General features: G+C 63.6%; 17 protein-coding genes. 12 read left to right on the forward strand and 5 right to left on the reverse strand.

Going from position 1 to position 15,874, the window contains the following annotated elements:
- The 5 genes from IVB29_RS20235 to IVB29_RS20255 all read left to right on the forward strand — a co-directional run.
- The coding region (locus IVB29_RS20235; RefSeq protein ID WP_247505152.1) for a hypothetical protein at positions 1–222 on the forward strand (222 nt) is incomplete at its 5' end.
- A gap of 100 nt (positions 223–322) precedes the next feature.
- Positions 323–484: a DUF2934 domain-containing protein gene (locus IVB29_RS20240; RefSeq protein WP_247505153.1), complete on the forward strand. Its 162-nt coding sequence runs from the start codon at positions 323–325 to the stop codon at positions 482–484.
- Positions 481–666, forward strand: a complete 186-nt coding sequence (locus IVB29_RS20245) for a hypothetical protein (RefSeq protein WP_247505154.1) — start codon at positions 481–483, stop codon at positions 664–666. Before IVB29_RS20240 ends, IVB29_RS20245 begins: the two co-directional genes overlap by 4 nt.
- Positions 667–939: 273 nt before the next feature.
- On the forward strand, positions 940–1,206 hold the full coding sequence (locus tag IVB29_RS20250) for a hypothetical protein (RefSeq protein WP_247505155.1): 267 nt from the start codon (positions 940–942) through the stop codon (positions 1,204–1,206).
- 3 nt (positions 1,207–1,209) lie between these two features.
- The gene (locus IVB29_RS20255) at positions 1,210–1,491 is read left to right on the forward strand and encodes a hypothetical protein (RefSeq protein WP_247505156.1); all 282 of its coding nucleotides are present in this window, start codon (positions 1,210–1,212) and stop codon (positions 1,489–1,491) included.
- A gap of 83 nt (positions 1,492–1,574) precedes the next feature.
- Here the strand turns inward: IVB29_RS20255 and IVB29_RS20260 are convergent, their stop codons facing one another.
- Positions 1,575–3,362, reverse strand: coding sequence for a peptide ABC transporter substrate-binding protein (locus IVB29_RS20260; protein WP_247505157.1), 1,788 nt, complete (start codon positions 3,360–3,362; stop codon positions 1,575–1,577).
- An 829-nt stretch (positions 3,363–4,191) separates the two neighbouring features.
- On the opposite strand from IVB29_RS20260, the gene IVB29_RS20265 reads away from it, so the two are divergent.
- Positions 4,192–5,274 (forward strand): alpha/beta hydrolase, encoded by a 1,083-nt coding sequence (locus tag IVB29_RS20265; RefSeq protein WP_247505158.1) that lies wholly within the window; start codon positions 4,192–4,194, stop codon positions 5,272–5,274.
- 25 nt (positions 5,275–5,299) lie between these two features.
- On the opposite strand, the gene IVB29_RS20270 is transcribed toward IVB29_RS20265, so the two are convergent.
- The gene (locus IVB29_RS20270) at positions 5,300–5,779 is read right to left on the reverse strand and encodes a MarR family transcriptional regulator (RefSeq protein ID WP_247505159.1); all 480 of its coding nucleotides are present in this window, start codon (positions 5,777–5,779) and stop codon (positions 5,300–5,302) included.
- A gap of 510 nt (positions 5,780–6,289) precedes the next feature.
- Between IVB29_RS20270 and IVB29_RS20275 the strand changes: the two genes are divergently transcribed.
- Positions 6,290–7,870 (forward strand): porin, encoded by a 1,581-nt coding sequence (locus IVB29_RS20275; RefSeq protein WP_247505160.1) that lies wholly within the window; start codon positions 6,290–6,292, stop codon positions 7,868–7,870.
- Positions 7,871–7,979: 109 nt separating this feature from the next.
- Here IVB29_RS20275 and IVB29_RS20280 read toward each other — a convergent pair whose 3' ends face one another.
- Entirely contained in the window at positions 7,980–8,867 is an 888-nt protein-coding gene (locus IVB29_RS20280; RefSeq protein WP_247505161.1) for a hypothetical protein, read from the reverse strand.
- Positions 8,868–9,035: 168 nt separating this feature from the next.
- Between IVB29_RS20280 and IVB29_RS20285 the strand changes: the two genes are divergently transcribed.
- On the forward strand, positions 9,036–10,223 hold the full coding sequence (locus tag IVB29_RS20285) for a CoA transferase (RefSeq protein WP_247505162.1): 1,188 nt from the start codon (positions 9,036–9,038) through the stop codon (positions 10,221–10,223).
- A gap of 248 nt (positions 10,224–10,471) precedes the next feature.
- Here the strand turns inward: IVB29_RS20285 and IVB29_RS20290 are convergent, their stop codons facing one another.
- A complete protein-coding gene (locus IVB29_RS20290) occupies positions 10,472–11,050 on the reverse strand; it encodes a TetR family transcriptional regulator (protein ID WP_247505163.1) in 579 nt (192 codons plus the stop codon).
- Between the two features lie 142 nt (positions 11,051–11,192).
- Here IVB29_RS20290 and IVB29_RS20295 point away from each other — a divergent pair, with 142 nt between their 5' ends.
- Positions 11,193–12,641, forward strand: a complete 1,449-nt coding sequence (locus IVB29_RS20295) for an MATE family efflux transporter (RefSeq protein WP_247505164.1) — start codon at positions 11,193–11,195, stop codon at positions 12,639–12,641.
- A gap of 6 nt (positions 12,642–12,647) precedes the next feature.
- Here the strand turns inward: IVB29_RS20295 and IVB29_RS20300 are convergent, their stop codons facing one another.
- Positions 12,648–13,034 (reverse strand): hypothetical protein, encoded by a 387-nt coding sequence (locus tag IVB29_RS20300; RefSeq protein WP_247505165.1) that lies wholly within the window; start codon positions 13,032–13,034, stop codon positions 12,648–12,650.
- A 236-nt stretch (positions 13,035–13,270) separates the two neighbouring features.
- Here IVB29_RS20300 and IVB29_RS20305 point away from each other — a divergent pair, with 236 nt between their 5' ends.
- The 3 genes from IVB29_RS20305 (at position 13,271) to IVB29_RS20315 (ending at position 15,869) form a co-directional block, all read left to right on the forward strand.
- Positions 13,271–14,065, forward strand: a complete 795-nt coding sequence (locus IVB29_RS20305; protein ID WP_247505166.1) for a MetQ/NlpA family ABC transporter substrate-binding protein — start codon at positions 13,271–13,273, stop codon at positions 14,063–14,065.
- 131 nt (positions 14,066–14,196) lie between these two features.
- A complete protein-coding gene (locus tag IVB29_RS20310; protein ID WP_247505167.1) occupies positions 14,197–15,231 on the forward strand; it encodes a putative FMN-dependent luciferase-like monooxygenase in 1,035 nt (344 codons plus the stop codon).
- 38 nt (positions 15,232–15,269) lie between these two features.
- Complete coding sequence (locus IVB29_RS20315; protein WP_247505196.1) at positions 15,270–15,869, forward strand: CMD domain protein; 600 nt, start codon at positions 15,270–15,272, stop codon at positions 15,867–15,869.
- Positions 15,870–15,874: the final 5 nt, after the last annotated feature.

The following is a 15,874-nucleotide window of genomic DNA, read 5'->3' on the forward strand; positions in this document are numbered from 1 at the left end:
CGCGCAGCAGACCGCGGGTGCGAGGTCAGCACCCGGCCTTCCCTGCACCCTCTTGGACTTGAGGGTGGAGAGATCAAGCAAAGCTCGGGCGAAACGTGCCGCGAGAATGCAAGGCCATGTCTGCTGTTTAAAAACGACGCCAGCACGAAAATACCGCTCGACATGAATGCCGCCTGGCGGCCTCCGGTCCTACAGGAACTCTTGCGCATGATCGTGGCTTGAATCCGCGGGCCAGCGTCGCCGCCGATGGCTGGTCTGCACGGCCCCGCCTCCAAGCCCCCATACCCCCTGGGCGGGGCCGTGGCTTTTCGCAGGAGATGCCATGCCTGAGCCGACTGAGCAGGACATCAGAGAACGCGCGCACGAATTATGGCAGCAAGCCGGCAGGCCCGCAGGCCGGGAGGACGAGTTCTGGCACGCCGCCGAGCAGGAGCTGCGCAACCGGGACAGGTCGAACCCCATGCGGACGCCGGATACGCTGTGACCGACAAGGCATGCCCGTTCTGCTTCGGGCTGGGATGGGTCTGCGCGAACCATCCGCTCCGGGCCTGGAGTGAAGAGCTGGGCGGCTGCCGCTGCGGCGAGGGGATGCCCTGCACCTGCAACACGACCGAGGACCCCGAAACGCGGGTCGTGATCGTCGAACCCGATACCACCTGGCACTGAGGTGACCCGGAACAGAGAAAAGCCGCCGGGTTCTTCACTCCAGCGGCTTCAAAGGTCCGTAGCTGTTGATCGTCTACCCAGCCTCATGCGTACCGCCGTTACCTTGTTTGCGGCCATGCGCGTACTTTCTAGGCGAAGCCGCCCGATTCCGCTGTGACCTGAACCACACACCGCGAAGACGAGCTTGCGAATCCCACAGAAGAGTCGGCCTGGCGCGAAACTGTTTTAGGAACCGCCGCATGCCGCTGCGGTTGCCGGTCGAAGGAGCGGCCCATGCGAAGCCTCAGTGTTGGTCAGGCGATTCTCATCGTTGCGTTGTGCGCGATGCTCGCCCTCGCGGTGGTCGGCATCGTCTGGGCCTGGAATGCGAGCAACGGCGTGGATGACGTCGCCATGGACGAGAACGGCTGGATCGCACTCGGCCTCGGATCGTTCTTCTCGCTCGTGATCGGCTGCGGATTGATGGCCCTGATGTTCTTCAGCAGCCGTCGCGGCTACGACGAGGCCGCCGATCCGTTTCGAAAAAAGGAGCCCAGATAGGCCATGAAGTTCATCGCGATGTTTCTGAGCCTGATGTTCGGCAGCCTGCCGTTTGCCCTCGCGCAGAGCAATTCGGGCGGGTCGGCGGCGGGACAGACGACCACCAACTCCTCGAGCGTGCAGGGCACCGCTGGCACCAACGTCAGCGGCACGGTCAACACCAACCAGGGCAACAGCTACGGCAACAATGCCGCCGGCGGGGTCAGTCCCGGCAGGGATCGGACGGGCCAGCCCGCGACGGGCAACCAGACGTCCGGCTCCTCAGCGCAGGGCAGCGGCAAGTAGCCCGAAGCGGCAAGCCGGATGAGCGCAAGCCGGATGCGCCAACGGGAGCGCGGGGGCGCCGTCCGCTCAGGCCCGTCCTGGCCTCAGCTGCGATACCAGCTTCCCAGATTCCAGGTCGTGACGTCCCACCCCGAGATGTCCGCCATCAGGCTGTTGACGTTGGCGCCGACGACGTTGCGCGAGACGAGCGGCACCAACACGTTGGCCTCGCAGAAGGCCTCGTTGACCTTGATCAGCAGCGCGGCGCGCTTGACCGGATCGAGCTCCTTCTGCGCATCCTTGTAGGCCTTGTCCGCTTCAGGGTCGGACCAGCGCGACACGTTGCGGCCGAGCCATTTGTTGTCCTTGGTCGAGATTTCCCAGGAGACGCACTGGTTCAGGAACCGCTCCGGATCGGGCTGCGGCTGCGTCGTGTTGTACATCTCCATGTCGCAATAGAGTTTCGAGTAGGTGTCGGGGTTGCCGACATCCGACGAGAAGAACACCGATGCGGTGACCGATTTGAGCTCGATGTCGATGCCGGCCTTCTGGCAGGCCTGCTTGATGATGGCTTGCGTTTTCTGGCGCGGGGCGTTGATCGAGGTCTGGAAGACGTATTTGAGCTGTTTGCCGTCCTTGGCGCGGATGCCATCCGCGCCCTTCTTCCAGCCGGCCTCGTCCAGAATTTTGTTCGCCTTGTCGATATCGAACTCGTATTTCAGCTTGCCCGACTTGAACTGCGAGGGCTGGTTGACGAAGCTCGCGGTCGCGATGCCGCCGCGACCATAGATGAATTTCTGGATCGCCTCGCGGTCGATCAGCAGGTTGAAGGCCCGGCGCACGGCCGGATCGGACAGCGACGGGTGTTTTGTCTTGACGCTGGAGCGTTCGCCGTCGACCTCGGTCCACGGGTCCGTCGTGTTGAGGATGATGAATTCGACGCCGCCGGAGGTCGTGAATTCCACCTTGCCTTTCCCGCTCGCCTCCATGCGCTTGAGGACCTCGTCTTCCACCAGCAGGTTCCAGGCATAATCGTATTCGCCGGTCTGCAGCACCGCGCGCGCCGCGGAGACGGCGTCGCCGCCGCCCTTGAGCTCGAGCGTGTCGAAATGCGGCTGGCTCTTGACGTGATAGTCCGGATTGCGCTCGGCCGTGAGCAGGTCGCCCGGCTTGAACTCGACGAATTTGTACGGGCCCGTGCCGACGGGCTTCAGATTGCCTGGTGCGTCGCGCGACTTCGCGCCGGCATAGTCGCCGAAATGATGCTTGGGCAGGATCTGGCCGACCGAGCCGACGAAGGGGTCGGCCCAGAACGGCGTCGGAGCCTTGAAGATCACCTTGACGGTGTAATCGTCGATCTTCTCGACCTTGATATTCTGGTAGGACCCCGTGGTGTAGGCGGCGGTCGCGAGATCGGCGGCGTAGGCCCAGGTAAAGACGACGTCGTCGGCGGTGAAGGGCTTGCCGTCATGCCACTTCACGCCTTGCTTCAGTTTCCAGGTCACGGTCGTGCCGTCTGCCGAGAGGCCGCCGTTCGCCTTGGTCGGGACCTCGGCGGCAAGGCACGGGATGAGGTTGCCTTCCTTGTCCCAGCCGGCGAGCGGCTCGAAGAAGATGCGCGAGGCGACCTGGTCCTTGGTGCCGAGCGCGAAATGCGGATTGAGCAGGGTCGGGGCCTGCCAGATCAGGATTTTCAGCGGGCCGCCGCCGCCGGCCTTGGTCGGCTTGTAGGGAAGCGTGGCATCCGCCATCGCCACGTCGTTCCAGAGCAGGATCTGGCTCGCGACGGGCGCTGCGATCCCGACCGCAGCCATGGTCTGGATGAACGAGCGCCGCGACAGCGTGCCCTGCTTCACGTCCGCGATGCGCTGAAGGATTTCGTTTTCGTTCATCGGATGCACCTCGAAGACAAGTCGTCACCGGCTACCCATCATGTTTCATCGCGGGCCAGGCAGCAATGCCGACATTGCCGGGATGCCCTGCGGCGAAATGTGCGAATCCGCGCAAGGGCGAGGACCCGCGCCGTTGATTGCTGCGATCAACGGGCTGCAATCGCAGATCTCGTCGCATCCATCGTCGATCCGCCAAGCCACCGCCGCGCATGCGCTGGTGAGCGATCGGTCCTTTCGGCGACAGCATCAGGCTCGACAAGGCGTGTCGCGACGACGCTGTGCGCTGTTGACTGCGATCCTCGATGGACACGATCAAGCAGGCGGACGAGCGCATCGCGCGCGTGCAGAGCGCTGTACTGAACGCGAGGGTTGTTCGTGGGATATACGGTGTCAGATCGTTTCGGATTTGCGCTCGGAATCGGTGGACTCGGTGCTGGCTTGTTCTTTGGGCAGCGTGCTCATGAATCAACCGCTTCGCGTTGGAGCGCCCGGTGTCCTGATACGCCAGATGCAGCGGAATGAGTGCTCCAGCGCGCGGCCAAATCAATTTGTGGTGTGCGCAGATCGCTGTCGCGCCTTCTCACGAAACATCGTTCTGTTTTTTCGATTGTCGCGGCGGAAGATTTCGAGAGCGAGAGCAAAACAAGGTGTCGACATGACTTGGTGCGTCATCTTGTAGCACTCTTCGCGCGCAGCGCATGCCGTCCTGCGTGAGCCGACGGGATGTGGCATCGGAATTGCTCTGATGATACTGCAAGAGTACACCAGTCGACGACGCGAATCCGGCGAGCCCGAGTAGCCGCTAACAGCGCCGCTTGGGAGACGAGAGATGGACGGGGATCATCTGCCCCACAGCTTCTGTGACGGCGCCTCTGGCAGCCTGGCACACCTTCGCGAACGAGCCTCCGCATTTTTTGAAAGGCTGCCGGTCGCCGAACTCGCGCGTGAGGCGCAGAGGCAAAGATGGGTGTCGGATTGGGCGAGAATAGGTGACGACTACCTCGTGCTCGCCGAATCCGCGGGCGAGGCTGGTCCGTCTCGATTTGTAAGCGAATCCTATCTGTGTGCGATGACGGCGCTCGAAGTCGCAAGAAGTCTGTCCTGCTCCGAAGAGGCTGCAGGCATCGTTCTCGCGGATAAGATCGGCCTTAGCCTTGGCAAGCTCGGAGATCGCTGGGCCAAGCGGATTGAGCGCGTGGAAATCGACTATCTTGATCAAGGGATGCTCGAGGGCTTCTTTGTCTCGGCGGCTTGCAATGGTGCTTCCGCACCCGCGGTCATCTGTGTCGGCGACGAGGAAGCCGATCTGAGCGCGATGTTGGCGCGGTTGCTTCCGGCCTTGCCTGGCCGAGGAGTGTCGCTCCTGATCGTCGACGGCCGCAATGCATCCGTTTCTCGCTCACCCAGGCCCGAGTATGCTCTTGGTTGCTGGCTCGACTATCTGGACGGTCGCCCGGACGTCGATTCAAATCGTATCGGTGTTTATGGCGAAGGGGCGGGCGCCAGCCACGCTTCACGCCTCGCCTGTTCGGATCGCAGGATCGCCGCTGCGGTATGTGACGGTGGTTTTTGGGCCTCGCATCGGCTTCGCGCGTCAGTTCGCTGGATAACCGGTGTCTGGCATGAGGTCGGTGGCGGCGGCCCGACGCGGTCGCTGCCGACGGCGCGTCGCGTGCCCTGCCCGATTCTCGTGGCGGTCGGGCGTCGCTCGATGGTGCGGGAAGAGGACGCGCTCGAACTGCAAGCCGCCTACCGCCAGTCCGGGGCGCATTGTTCGGTCGTCATCCCGAACGCGATCCGGAGCCCTTTGGGAGAGGTCGAAAATTTCGTTGCCGTGGACGATTTCGTTTTCGATTGGTTCGACGACAAGTTCGGGCCTGCCCGTCAGCTCGATCCTCTTGCCTATCTCTAGCCGCGAGCGTTCTCGGCGGTTCGAGCTACGAGATGTCGATGGCCAGCAATCGTGCTGCCAGTCGGGCGTTCTTGGCGATCGTTGCAAGCGCGGCGTTCAGGGTCGCCAAGGTCTTCTCGTCGAGGTCGTTGAACATGGTCGAGTTCAGGGCGAGCTTTCGCTTGGAGAGCTTCTCGATGTCCGCCGTCGCCTTTGGCGTCAGCGACATCAGGACGAAGCGTGCGTCGTCCGCGCCCGGACGCCGCGACAGGAAGCCGCTCTTTTCGAGAGTCTTGGTCTGGTTGGTCACAAAGGCCGGGTGAACGCGCAGCTTGTTCGCAATGTCGATTCCAGCGACACCCTGTCCCTCGTCCAGTTCAGTGATGGCCATCAAGATCAACCACTGCGGCTCGGTAATGCCCAGCAGTCTGGCCCAACTGGTATGGATATCTTCCAGTTGAGAGTTGATCTCGACGACGTTCCAGATGAAGTCCGTAATTGCCCTGTCGAGTTTCTTCTCGATCATGTGGCTTTCCCCCCTTGTCTTATAACTGTCTTGTAATGGGATATTGGGGAGGCGTCTCCAACATCGCGCACCGACGATAGTCTAGACACCAAAAGGTTGGAATCGTCTGGCCATTAAATGCTTGCAAAAAACAATTAAGTAAATTACGCCTCATCATACTCAATCTTGCTGCTCTTGACCTTGTCGACGGACAGCGATGCGAGACCTCCAAGAAAGCCCTCGGGATGCCCCCTGAGGGCTTTTTCTTTTGAAATACAGGAGTTTGCGGCTGCCTCGCCGGCTTCCTGTTGCTCGCAAGCAACATCGCCCCTCGAACTTGCGATTCATCAAATCAATAAATTGAGGCAGTTGTTTTTATAAACTATATGTGAAGCCACGACGGAGGGGGGGCACCTCGCTGTCGTTTCAGTCCGGACCCTCAGTGCGGATCTGAATTGAACGGAAATTAAAGAGGGTAGAGCGGCCTCCGTCCAGGAGCCGGGCCCCCTGAACCGACCTGGAGGTTTACTAATGAAGTTTACGAAGACGCTTCTTCTCGGCACGGCTGCCGGCCTGATGGCCGCCTCCGGTGCGTTCGCCGCCGATCTTCCCGTGAAGGCCAAGGCGGTCGAGTACGTGAAGATCTGCTCGCTGTACGGCGCCGGCTTCTACTACATCCCGGGCACCGACACCTGCATCAAGCTCGGTGGCTACGTGCGCGCCGATTTGAACCTCGGTACCAATTCGGACTTCAATCCGAACCAGAGCGGTACTGCCGGTGCACGCAACCGCATGATGAACTACTACACGATGCGCGCTCGTGAAGACCTCAACATCGACACCCGCACCGCGACCGAGTACGGCGTGGTCCGCACCTTCTTCGAAGGCGTGTTCACCTGGACGAGCGGCAACTATACCCCGACCGGTTCGGGAACGGGCGCAACCCAGTACAGCGGTACGCTCGGTCTCAACGCAGCGGGCACCGGCCTCGTCGGTTCGGGCAGCGGCAACGTCAACAGCACCGACGGCAACACCTCGGGTGGTGCGCTCGGCGTGTACTACGCCTTCATCCAGTTCGCTGGCTTCACGATGGGTAAGGCCGTGTCGCAGTTCGACGCGCCCTGGACCAACTATCCCGGCAACATCACCGACAACCTCGTCGGCGGCAGCGGCACGGTCACCGGTGTCAACCAGTTCACCTACACCGCTGACTTTGGTCAGGGCGTGACGGCGTCGTTCTCGGCTGAAGATACGACCCAGTACTATCAGGCCGGCAACCTCAACATGACCGGCGCGACCGCGGGTGGCATGCTCGGTGGTTCGTACGGCACCAACGCCATCGGCGGGTCGCGTTCGCCGAACCTCGTCGCTCAGGTGCGTGTCGACCAGGCCTGGGGCCTCTTCCAGGCGTCGGTGGCTGCGCATGACAACCACGTCGGTTACTACGGTGCGACCGAGACCACCGGCCACCCCGACGACAAGTGGGGTTGGGCCGTGCAGCTCGCTCTGTCGATCAAGAACATCCCGACCGGCGCGGGTGACACGATCAACATCCAGGGCGTCTACACCGATGGCGCGACCCGCTACAACTTCCAGAACCTGTCGGGCAGCAGCTACTCGCTGTTCGGTAACTCGAGTTCTGCTGGTGCCTACGGCAGCGTCGGCTTCGCCAATGCTCCTGACACGGTGTTCGTGACCGGCAGCTCGCAGGAAACCGTCAAGACCTGGGGCTTCCGCGGCGCTTACACCCATAACTGGGATGCCTACTGGAACTCGGCGCTCTACGGTGCCTACGCTCAGGCTCAGTTCGGTACGCTGGCCAAGACCACCCTCTGCGGCGCTGGCGGTGCTGGCGGCGTGTTCGGCGGCCTGGCTGGTGTCACCGGCTGTAACCCGGACTTCGCGATCGGCCAGATGGGTATCGTCACTCGCTGGACCCCCGTCAAGAACCTGACCTTCTCGGCCGACCTCTCCTGGACGCACCTCGACCAGAAGTATTCCGGCACGGTTGGCATCGCTCCGGCCGTCACGACCGCCAAGCCGGCCGCGACCTACGAGCTGAAGGATCAGGACTCGATCGCCATGATCCTCCGCGCTCAGCGCAACTGGTAAGATCGGTCTAACGACCTGACTTTAGCCCCGGCGGGAAACCGCCGGGGCTTTTCTTTTTGTGGCGCCGATTCGCCGGCGCGAAGACGCGTGCGACAGAACGGTGCTGCCGCTATCCGTCGTAGAGGTCCGGACCCATCGCCCATGAGGTCTGATCGTGGCCGAACGCGTAGTTGCGATTGGTGACCAATGGATTGCGATTGACCATCGGCCGCATGAACATCGGGTGGGTTGCGCTGCGCACCTCGTGCTCGACCGTGAACAGCGTCTTGCCGCTGTCGAGATCGACGATGTCGCAGAAGCGGTACTGATATTGATTGTCCTCGCGGGAGATCAGGTCGCGTGCGAGCAGCTTGCGGTAGGGCCCCGAGAAGTCGGTGATGTACATCTGCACATGGTGCCCGTCATAGTCGCCCTGCGGCCGATCGGTCTCGCGGAACAGCAGATGCTGGTCGCGGCCCGTCTTCACCGCCGCAACCGTGCCGTCGCCGTTTCGCAAAGCCGCGGGCATGCCCATGATGTCGGGATAGAAGGCGCAAATCGCCGGCGCCGTTCCGACCGGCACATCGAACTCGACATAGGGAATGCCGAGCGTGATGCGCCCGAAGCGGGCCGCATCCGGCTCATGGACGCGCATGCGGTTGCCCCACGGACAGACGGCCTCGACATGGTCGTTGTATTCGGCGAACGTGAATGCCGTGCCTTCGAGCTTCTTCGCGACCGACGCCAGCCGTTGCAGCAGTGCCTCGCGTCCCTCGATGACAAGGCCGGTATGGCCGCGCAGCACCTGCGGCCTGCCACTCGGCAGATGAAACTGGCTCCGTCCGGCGTTGATCCACATGTTGGTGTCGGACACCATCAGATAGGGATCGCGGGTGAGCCCAAGTCCCGCGACGTAGAATAACGTCGCCAGGCGCTGATCCGGGACCTGGATGTTGACGTGCTCGAGATGGATGGCGTTGCCGAGATCTTCTGCGGATCGATCGAATTGTTGCGGCATGGCTGTGCGCTCCGGCTTAAGGGACGGATCGGTCATACTAGAGCAGAATTTCTGCCAGCCGAAACTGTCCGCCGATCACATATCGAGGGCCGGGCGCCATGCCCGTTGCCGCCTTGCCGTGGTCGTCAGTCCCGGTAATCTGGGCAAAAGGCATAAGGGAAGAGATCGATGGGGGGAGTTCTCGAAGGCGTGCGCGTCCTGGATTTCGGGCGCTATATCGCGGGTCCCTATTGCGCGACCTTGCTGGCCGAATTCGGGGCCGAGGTCATCCGCGTCGAAAAGCGCGACGGCAGCGAGGATCGCTTCGTGGCGCCGGTCGGTGAAGGCGGCGAAGGCGCACTGTTCCTCCAGGTCAACCGCAACAAGAAGTGCATCACGCTCGATCCGATGAAGCCGGAAGGGCAGGAGGTGATGCGCCGCCTGATTGCGACCGCGGACGTGGTCGTCGCCAATTTGCCGCCGCAGACCCTGCGCGCGATGAAGCTCGATTACGACTCGCTGAAGGCGACCAAGCCCGACATCATCCTGACGACCGCAACCGCGTTCGGCGGGCCGGGGCCCTGGTCCGACCGCGTCGGCTTCGACGGCGTCGGCCAGGTCATGTCGGGTTCGGTGTACATGACCGGCGCCGGCGATCCGCCGTACCGGGCCGCGGTGAACTGGGTCGATTTCGGAACCGCGCTGCACTGCGCCTTCGGTACGCTCGCGGCGCTGATGGAACGTGCGAAATCCGGGCGCGGGCAGATCGTCGAAGGCGCGTTGCTTGCGACCGCGCTGTCCTTCACCAATGCCACGCTGATCGAGCAGGCGGTGATCAACGTCAACCGCATTCCATCAGGCAATCTCGGCCAGACCGCCGCGCCCGCCGACATCTACCGAACCAAGGACGGCTGGGTGCTGTGCCAGGTCACGGGGCATCCGCTGTTCAAGCGCTGGGCCAAGCTGATGGGTGAGGAAGACCAGTGGCTGAACGATCCGCGCTTTGCCGACGATATCAGCCGCGGCAACAACGGCCCCGTCATCAGCGAGCGGATGGCGCGCTGGTGCGCCGAACGCACCACGCAGGAGGCCGTCGACACGCTGGGACGTGCGATGATTCCGACCGGGCCGGTGCTGAGTCCGCAACAGGCGCTGGATCATCCGCACATTCGTGCCGCCGGTTTCATGCAGGACGTCGATTATCCGGGCCTGCCGAAACCCGCGCCGGTCGCGCGCGCCGCCGTGCGGCTGTCGGAAACGCCGGGTGAGATCGCGAGCCGCCCGCCGACTCTCGGCGAGCATACAGATCGTGTCCTCGCCGAGCTCGGCTATGACACAGCTGCGATCGAGGCACTTCGGCAAAGCGAAATTATCTAGTGCCGTCGTCCGGCGGGAGTGCCGGATCGCCGCCCGAGACATTTCAGGCGGCGATCCGGTGCGAGCTAAACGAACTTGGGGAAGTTGTAAGGCCGCGAGCAACGCTAACCCGGCCGGCGCAAGCGCATCAAGTTTCGTAATGTTACTCCGGCAAGAGATTCATTGCAGCGGCCTGGAAATGGCCACACTTGAACCGCCCCAGGATTTGGGCGGCCGCAAGATGTCCGGGGGCCGTCGTCTCGAACGCATCACGGCCTGTTCGCAAGCGTGAGCGCGGCCTCAATCGCATTCTCCAGAATCTCCTCCGACAATTTCTTGTCGTTCACCGCGCGCGACAATTGCAGCGCGCCGACCATGGTCGCATAGACCGAAATCGCGCGTCGCCGCCGCTCCGCCGCCGAGCCATCCCGCATCTGCGCCGCCATCAGCGCGATGATGTCCGACATCTTTCCGGTGAAGGCATCGCGCGTCGCCTTGGGATGCCGCGCGATCTCGGACGCCAGCGCAGCGGTCGGGCAGCCGGCCGCCGCGTGGTCGCGGTGGCGCGGGGAGAGGTAGTCGCGGATCGTGGTCTCGACCGGAACACCGTTTTCGAGATTGTCCTTGTGCCGCTGCTCGCGCCGTTCCAGCGCGTCACACAGCACCTCACGCACCAAATCCTCCTTGGAGGCGAAGTGCGTGTAGAAGGCGCCGTTGGTCAGGCCCGCCTCCGCCATGATGCCGGCGAGGCCGACCGCGGCGATGCCGCTCTCGCGGAACTGCGCCGAGGCAACATCGAGAATGTGCCGCCGCGTGGTGTCCCTGTGTCCCTTGTCGTAGCGCGCCAATTCCGCCTCCCGCGACCCGGCTTCCGGCCCCCGCCAAAATTATACAGCGGAACCTATTGCATTACGATCATAATAATACATTATAGTTATAATTCAATGGGCGGCCGATGCGGCGGTCCGACGGATTCACAGGACCGAACCCATGTCAGTTGAGGATGTCGCCGAGACGGCCCTGTCCGCCCCGCCAATCGTGGCCCATACCGCGGCCCCGCTTCGCCAGGCAGCGGCACCGGCGGCTCCAGGCGCAGCCGAGCAACGCCGCGCCGCGCTGCTGCATGCGCCGATCCTCCCCACATTGCTCAAGCTCGCGCTGCCGACCGTCACCGTCCTCGTGGCGCAGACCGCGGTGAACATCGCGGAGGCCTATTATGTCGGCTTCCTCGGCACCGATGCGCTGGCGGGCGCCGCGCTGGTGTTCCCGATCTTCATGCTGATGACCATGATGTCGAACGGCGGGTTTGGCTCCGGCGTTGCATCCTCGGTGGCGCGCGCGGTCGGTGCCGGCCGCCGTGATGACGCCGAGGCGGCGCTGTTTCATGCCGTGGTGCTCGCGATCATTGCCGGTGGCGTGTTCACGCTCGGCGTGATCCTCGGCGGCCCCTGGCTCTATCGCACCCTCGGAGGAGCGGGCGATGCACTCGCTGCGGCTACCACCTATTCCAATTATCTGTTCGCCGGCGCCATTCCGGTGTGGATTGTCAATCTCCAGGCGGCGGCGCTGCGCGGCTCCGGCAATGTCAGGGTGCCTGCGCTGGTGACGCTGGTCGGCGCGATCGTGACCATCCCGGTCTCGCCGGCCTTGATTTTCGGATTCGGGCCGATCCCGCGGCTCGGCATCGGCGGCGCCGGCGTCGCCTTCGGCCTCTATTACGGCGCGGCGATGCTGTTCCTGCTCCGCTACATGGCGTCGGGTACGACCGGTCTGAAGCTCCACATCGTGCCATTGCGCGCAAAAATCTTCGGCGACATGCTGAAGGTCGGCATCCCCACCGCGTTCAACGCCGTGCTCACCAACCTCACCGTCATCCTCGTCACTGGCGCGGTCGGCCTGTTCGGCACCTCCGCGCTCGCGGGCTACGGCATCGCCTCGCGGCTCGATTACATCATGATTCCGCTGCTATTCGGCGTCAGCACGGCGACGCTGACCATGGTGGGCGTCAACATGGGCGCAGGCCAGACGGTGCGAGCGCGGAAAATCGGCTGGATCAGCGGCGTGGTCGGCATGATCATGACCGGCGCGATCGGCTTGCTCGTCGCAATCTATCCGACGGCCTGGCTCAACCTCTTCAGCCATGATGCGGAGGTGGTGAGCGAGGGCATCGCTTACCTGCGCATCGTCGCGCCGGCTTATGCCGCGCTCGGCTTCGGCTTCGTGACGTCCTTCGCGGTCCAGGGCACGGGCCGCGCCATGGGCCCGCTCGTGTCGTCGGTCGCGCGGATACTCATCGCGGCCGGAGGCGGCTGGATCGCGGTGGCAAGCTTTGGCGCGGGCATGGCGGGGCTCGCCACCATGGTCACGGTGTCGCTCGCCGCTTATGCTGCGATCTGCGTCCTGATCATGCTGTCGCCGTCGACCTGGCGGACCGGGTAGGCTGGTTCACCTGATGCTGGCGACGCCGATCACCAGCACCGACATCAGCAGCACATTCGACAGCAGCTCCACCGCAGTCTTCGGCTCAGCCAGCCAGCGCGAGACCTTTTCGGTGAAGGACAGCGTGGCATCGGCGAACATCGGCGCGCTGTTGTGCCGGAAGAAGCGCGGAAACCTTGGCGCGAGCCAGGGCGTCAGCATCCCGTGGAAACTCGCCGCGAGCACGATGAAGATGGTGGCGCCGTAGCGCTCGCCCACGATCTCCGAGGCGGCCACGAGCTGCATCATCAGCACGACGCTGGAATAGAGCGGCACGCCCTGGAACAGCGCATAGAGCGCGAAGCATTCGAGCCGGTTCTGGGTCGTGAGCTTTGGCGCGGCGAGGGCGGTCATGGCTGCTCTCCTGGCTGGTCCTGTTGCAAATTCTGCCGCCAGTTTCGCTCTGCGCGCGCTGCCTTGCCGTGATACGCGTCACGCTTGCGCAGTGGACCGTTGTCGCCGAAAATTCGTTTCCCGTTTCACGCCCAATGGAGAAAGGCTCGCCCGCCCCGGCAGCCAATATGGATTTCCATTTCATTGATTTCGCACGGCGGAGAAGCGAATAGGGTTCCAATCATTGTTGAAGACCTGTGGAGACCAAGATGTCGTTTCGCTTCCCCCTGATCCTCTCGACCGTGCTCGTCGCCTGGTCGGCCGCGGCCTACGCCGAGACCATCAAGATCGGCGTGACGCCGGGTCCGCACGCGCAGATCCTCGAGGCGGTGAAGCCGGTCGCCGCCAAGCAGGGCCTCGACATCCAGCTCATCGAATTCTCCGACTATGTCGTGCCGAACGCCGCGCTCGATGCCGGCGAGATCCAGGCCAATTCGTTCCAGAACCAGCCGTATCTGGACAACCAGAAGGCCGACCGCGGCTACAAGATCGAGGCTGCCGGCCTGACCGTGAACTTCCCGATCGGCGTCTATTCGAAGAAGCACAAGGCCTTCGCCGATATCCCCGAGGGCGGCAAGGTCTCGATCCCGAACGATCCGACCAATGGCGGCCGCGTGCTGCTGCTGCTGCGCGACAAGGGCGTGATCAAGCTGAAGGACGGCACCGGCTTCAAGCCGACGGTGCTCGACATCACCGAGAATCCCAAGAAGCTGAAGTTCATCGAGGTCGATGCAGCGCAGGCGCCGCGCGCGCTGGACGACGTCGATGCCGCCGCGATCAACACGAATTATGCAACCCAGGCGGGCCTCGATCCGGTCAAGGATCCGATCCTGCGCGAGGACCCGAAGGGGCCCTATGTCAATCTGATCGCCGTGCGTACCGCCGACAAGGACAAGCCCTGGGTCAAGCTGCTGGTGGACAGCTATCACACGCCTGAGGTGAAGGAATTCGTCCTGGCCAAGTTCAAGGGCGCGGTGCTGCCGAGCTGGTAGGCAGTCTGCCCAGCCAGTGTCCAGCGCCGGAGGGATGATCCGGCCGGCAGCCTTGCGCAATGGCCGCTTGTCTGGAGCTGCGGCAACCGACATCATCGGTTCCGTGGCCATCCTCGCCCGACAGGGATCGTATGAAACGCTTTGCAAACCTGAAACGCCTGGGGTTTTTTACGCGGCTCCTGGATGAAGCACCACCGGCCGACCGCTATCGCTTCGCGGCCGAGCAGATCGTGCGCGCCGAGAAGGCCGGGCTCGATTCCGCGTGGATCGCGCAGCACCATTTTCACGAGCGCGAGGGTGGATTGCCGTCGCCCTTCACGTTCCTCGGTTATGTCGCGGCCCAAACCTCGCGCATCCGTCTCGGCACCGGCATCGTCACCCTGCCGCTGGAGAATGCGGTGAGGGTCGCCGAGGACGCCGCTGTGCTCGATCTCCTTTGCGATGGCCGCTTCGAGCTCGGCGTCGGCACCGGCGGCAATCCGTCCGCCTTTGCTGCCTTCGGCCTCGACGGCACCCAGCGCAACGAGATCTTTGCGCGCAATCTGGAGGTCGTCCGCGCGGCGCTGACCGGCAAGCCGCTCGACGGCGGCGACACGCTCTATCCGCAGCGGCCGCAATTGGACAAGCGAATCTGGCAGGCGACGTTCTCGGTGACGGGTGGCGCCCGCGCCGGCAAGGCCGGCGATGGCCTGTTGCTCTCGCGCACCCAGCCGCGGGCGAAGGACGCGCCGAAAGCCACGCTCGCCGAAATCCAGAACCCGATCATCAATGCCTATCTGGAAGCGCTGCCGCCGGGCGCCGAACCGCGGATCATGGCCTCACGCAGCGTCTTCGTCGCCGACGATCATCGCGAGGCGATGCGTCTTGCAGACATCGGGTTGCGGCGCGCGCTGCCGCAATTCATGAAGGGCGGTCACCTTCCTCCCGGCGAGACGCTGGATGAGATGATCAAGGCGTTCGACACCCATGTCGGCGGCGCCGACGAGGTCATCGCCTCGCTGCGCACGGATGTAACGCTGGAGCGGGTGACCGATCTCGTTTTCCAGGTGCATTCGGTCGATGCGCCGCACCCCTACGTCCTGCGCTCGATCGAGCTGGTCGCGGACAAGGTCGCGCCGGCGCTGGGCTGGACCCGGACGGCGCCCGACGTGGCTCTGGCGGGCTAGTCGACATGAATATGACTGACGTTGCACGAGGCTGAATGATGGCACCAACGGATATCATCGATACGCTTGCCGGAATCGAGCCGGGATCGGCTCTGGACGGCATTCGCGCACGGCGCCTGCAAGCGCGTGAGAACGCGCAGAAGAGCTATCTCTCACTGTTCGAACCGATCGATGCCGGCGATGTCTCGCTGCTCGAACGGGCCGCGGTCGCGGCCTTCGTGACCGGGCTTCATGGCGAAACGCCCGTTGTCGCCTTCTATCGCGACAAGCTTGCGGCGACCGCGGATGGCGCCCGTCTGGTCGAGGCGATCGAGGTCGAGATCGCGCGGGGCAAGACCTCGGGTCCGTACGGCTCCTTTCCCGCCGGTCCGCTGTCGGTCGAGAACACGGCCGGTCTTATTTTTCGCGTGAGTGCGGAGCGCAGATCCGGTCTCGGCGCCCGGCTCGTCGCGGCACTCGAGCATGCGCATCTGCTGGTGTTCCGCCCGCGCGATGCGGCATCCGCCGACATGCAGGCGCTGCTTGCCGCTGGCTGGTCGAACACCGGCATCGTCACATTCTCCCAACTCGTCGCGTTCCTGTCGTTCCAGGTGCGGGTCGTCAGCGGCTTGCGCACGCTCGCCGCAGTGAACGCATAAGAAGA

Source organism: Bradyrhizobium sp. 1, assembly GCF_023073315.1.
Taxonomy (GTDB): Bacteria; Pseudomonadota; Alphaproteobacteria; order Rhizobiales; family Xanthobacteraceae; genus Bradyrhizobium.

Excerpts from the sequence above, each read along its gene's own strand:
- IVB29_RS20280 (WP_247505161.1), bottom strand. The coding sequence starts at position 8,867 with ATGCCGCAACAATTCGATCGATCCGCAGAAGATCTCGGCAACGCCATC.
- IVB29_RS20270 (WP_247505159.1), bottom strand. The coding sequence starts at position 5,779 with ATGATCGAGAAGAAACTCGACAGGGCAATTACGGACTTCATCTGGAAC.
- IVB29_RS20275 (WP_247505160.1), top strand. The coding sequence starts at position 6,290 with ATGAAGTTTACGAAGACGCTTCTTCTCGGCACGGCTGCCGGCCTGATG.
- IVB29_RS20240 (WP_247505153.1), top strand. The coding sequence starts at position 323 with ATGCCTGAGCCGACTGAGCAGGACATCAGAGAACGCGCGCACGAATTA.
- IVB29_RS20300 (WP_247505165.1), bottom strand. The coding sequence starts at position 13,034 with ATGACCGCCCTCGCCGCGCCAAAGCTCACGACCCAGAACCGGCTCGAA.
- IVB29_RS20295 (WP_247505164.1), top strand. The coding sequence starts at position 11,193 with ATGTCAGTTGAGGATGTCGCCGAGACGGCCCTGTCCGCCCCGCCAATC.
- IVB29_RS20255 (WP_247505156.1), top strand. The coding sequence starts at position 1,210 with ATGAAGTTCATCGCGATGTTTCTGAGCCTGATGTTCGGCAGCCTGCCG.
- IVB29_RS20310 (WP_247505167.1), top strand. The coding sequence starts at position 14,197 with ATGAAACGCTTTGCAAACCTGAAACGCCTGGGGTTTTTTACGCGGCTC.
- IVB29_RS20285 (WP_247505162.1), top strand. The coding sequence starts at position 9,036 with ATGGGGGGAGTTCTCGAAGGCGTGCGCGTCCTGGATTTCGGGCGCTAT.
- IVB29_RS20250 (WP_247505155.1), top strand. The coding sequence starts at position 940 with ATGCGAAGCCTCAGTGTTGGTCAGGCGATTCTCATCGTTGCGTTGTGC.
- IVB29_RS20265 (WP_247505158.1), top strand. The coding sequence starts at position 4,192 with ATGGACGGGGATCATCTGCCCCACAGCTTCTGTGACGGCGCCTCTGGC.
- IVB29_RS20315 (WP_247505196.1), top strand. The coding sequence starts at position 15,270 with ATGGCACCAACGGATATCATCGATACGCTTGCCGGAATCGAGCCGGGA.
- IVB29_RS20260 (WP_247505157.1), bottom strand. The coding sequence starts at position 3,362 with ATGAACGAAAACGAAATCCTTCAGCGCATCGCGGACGTGAAGCAGGGC.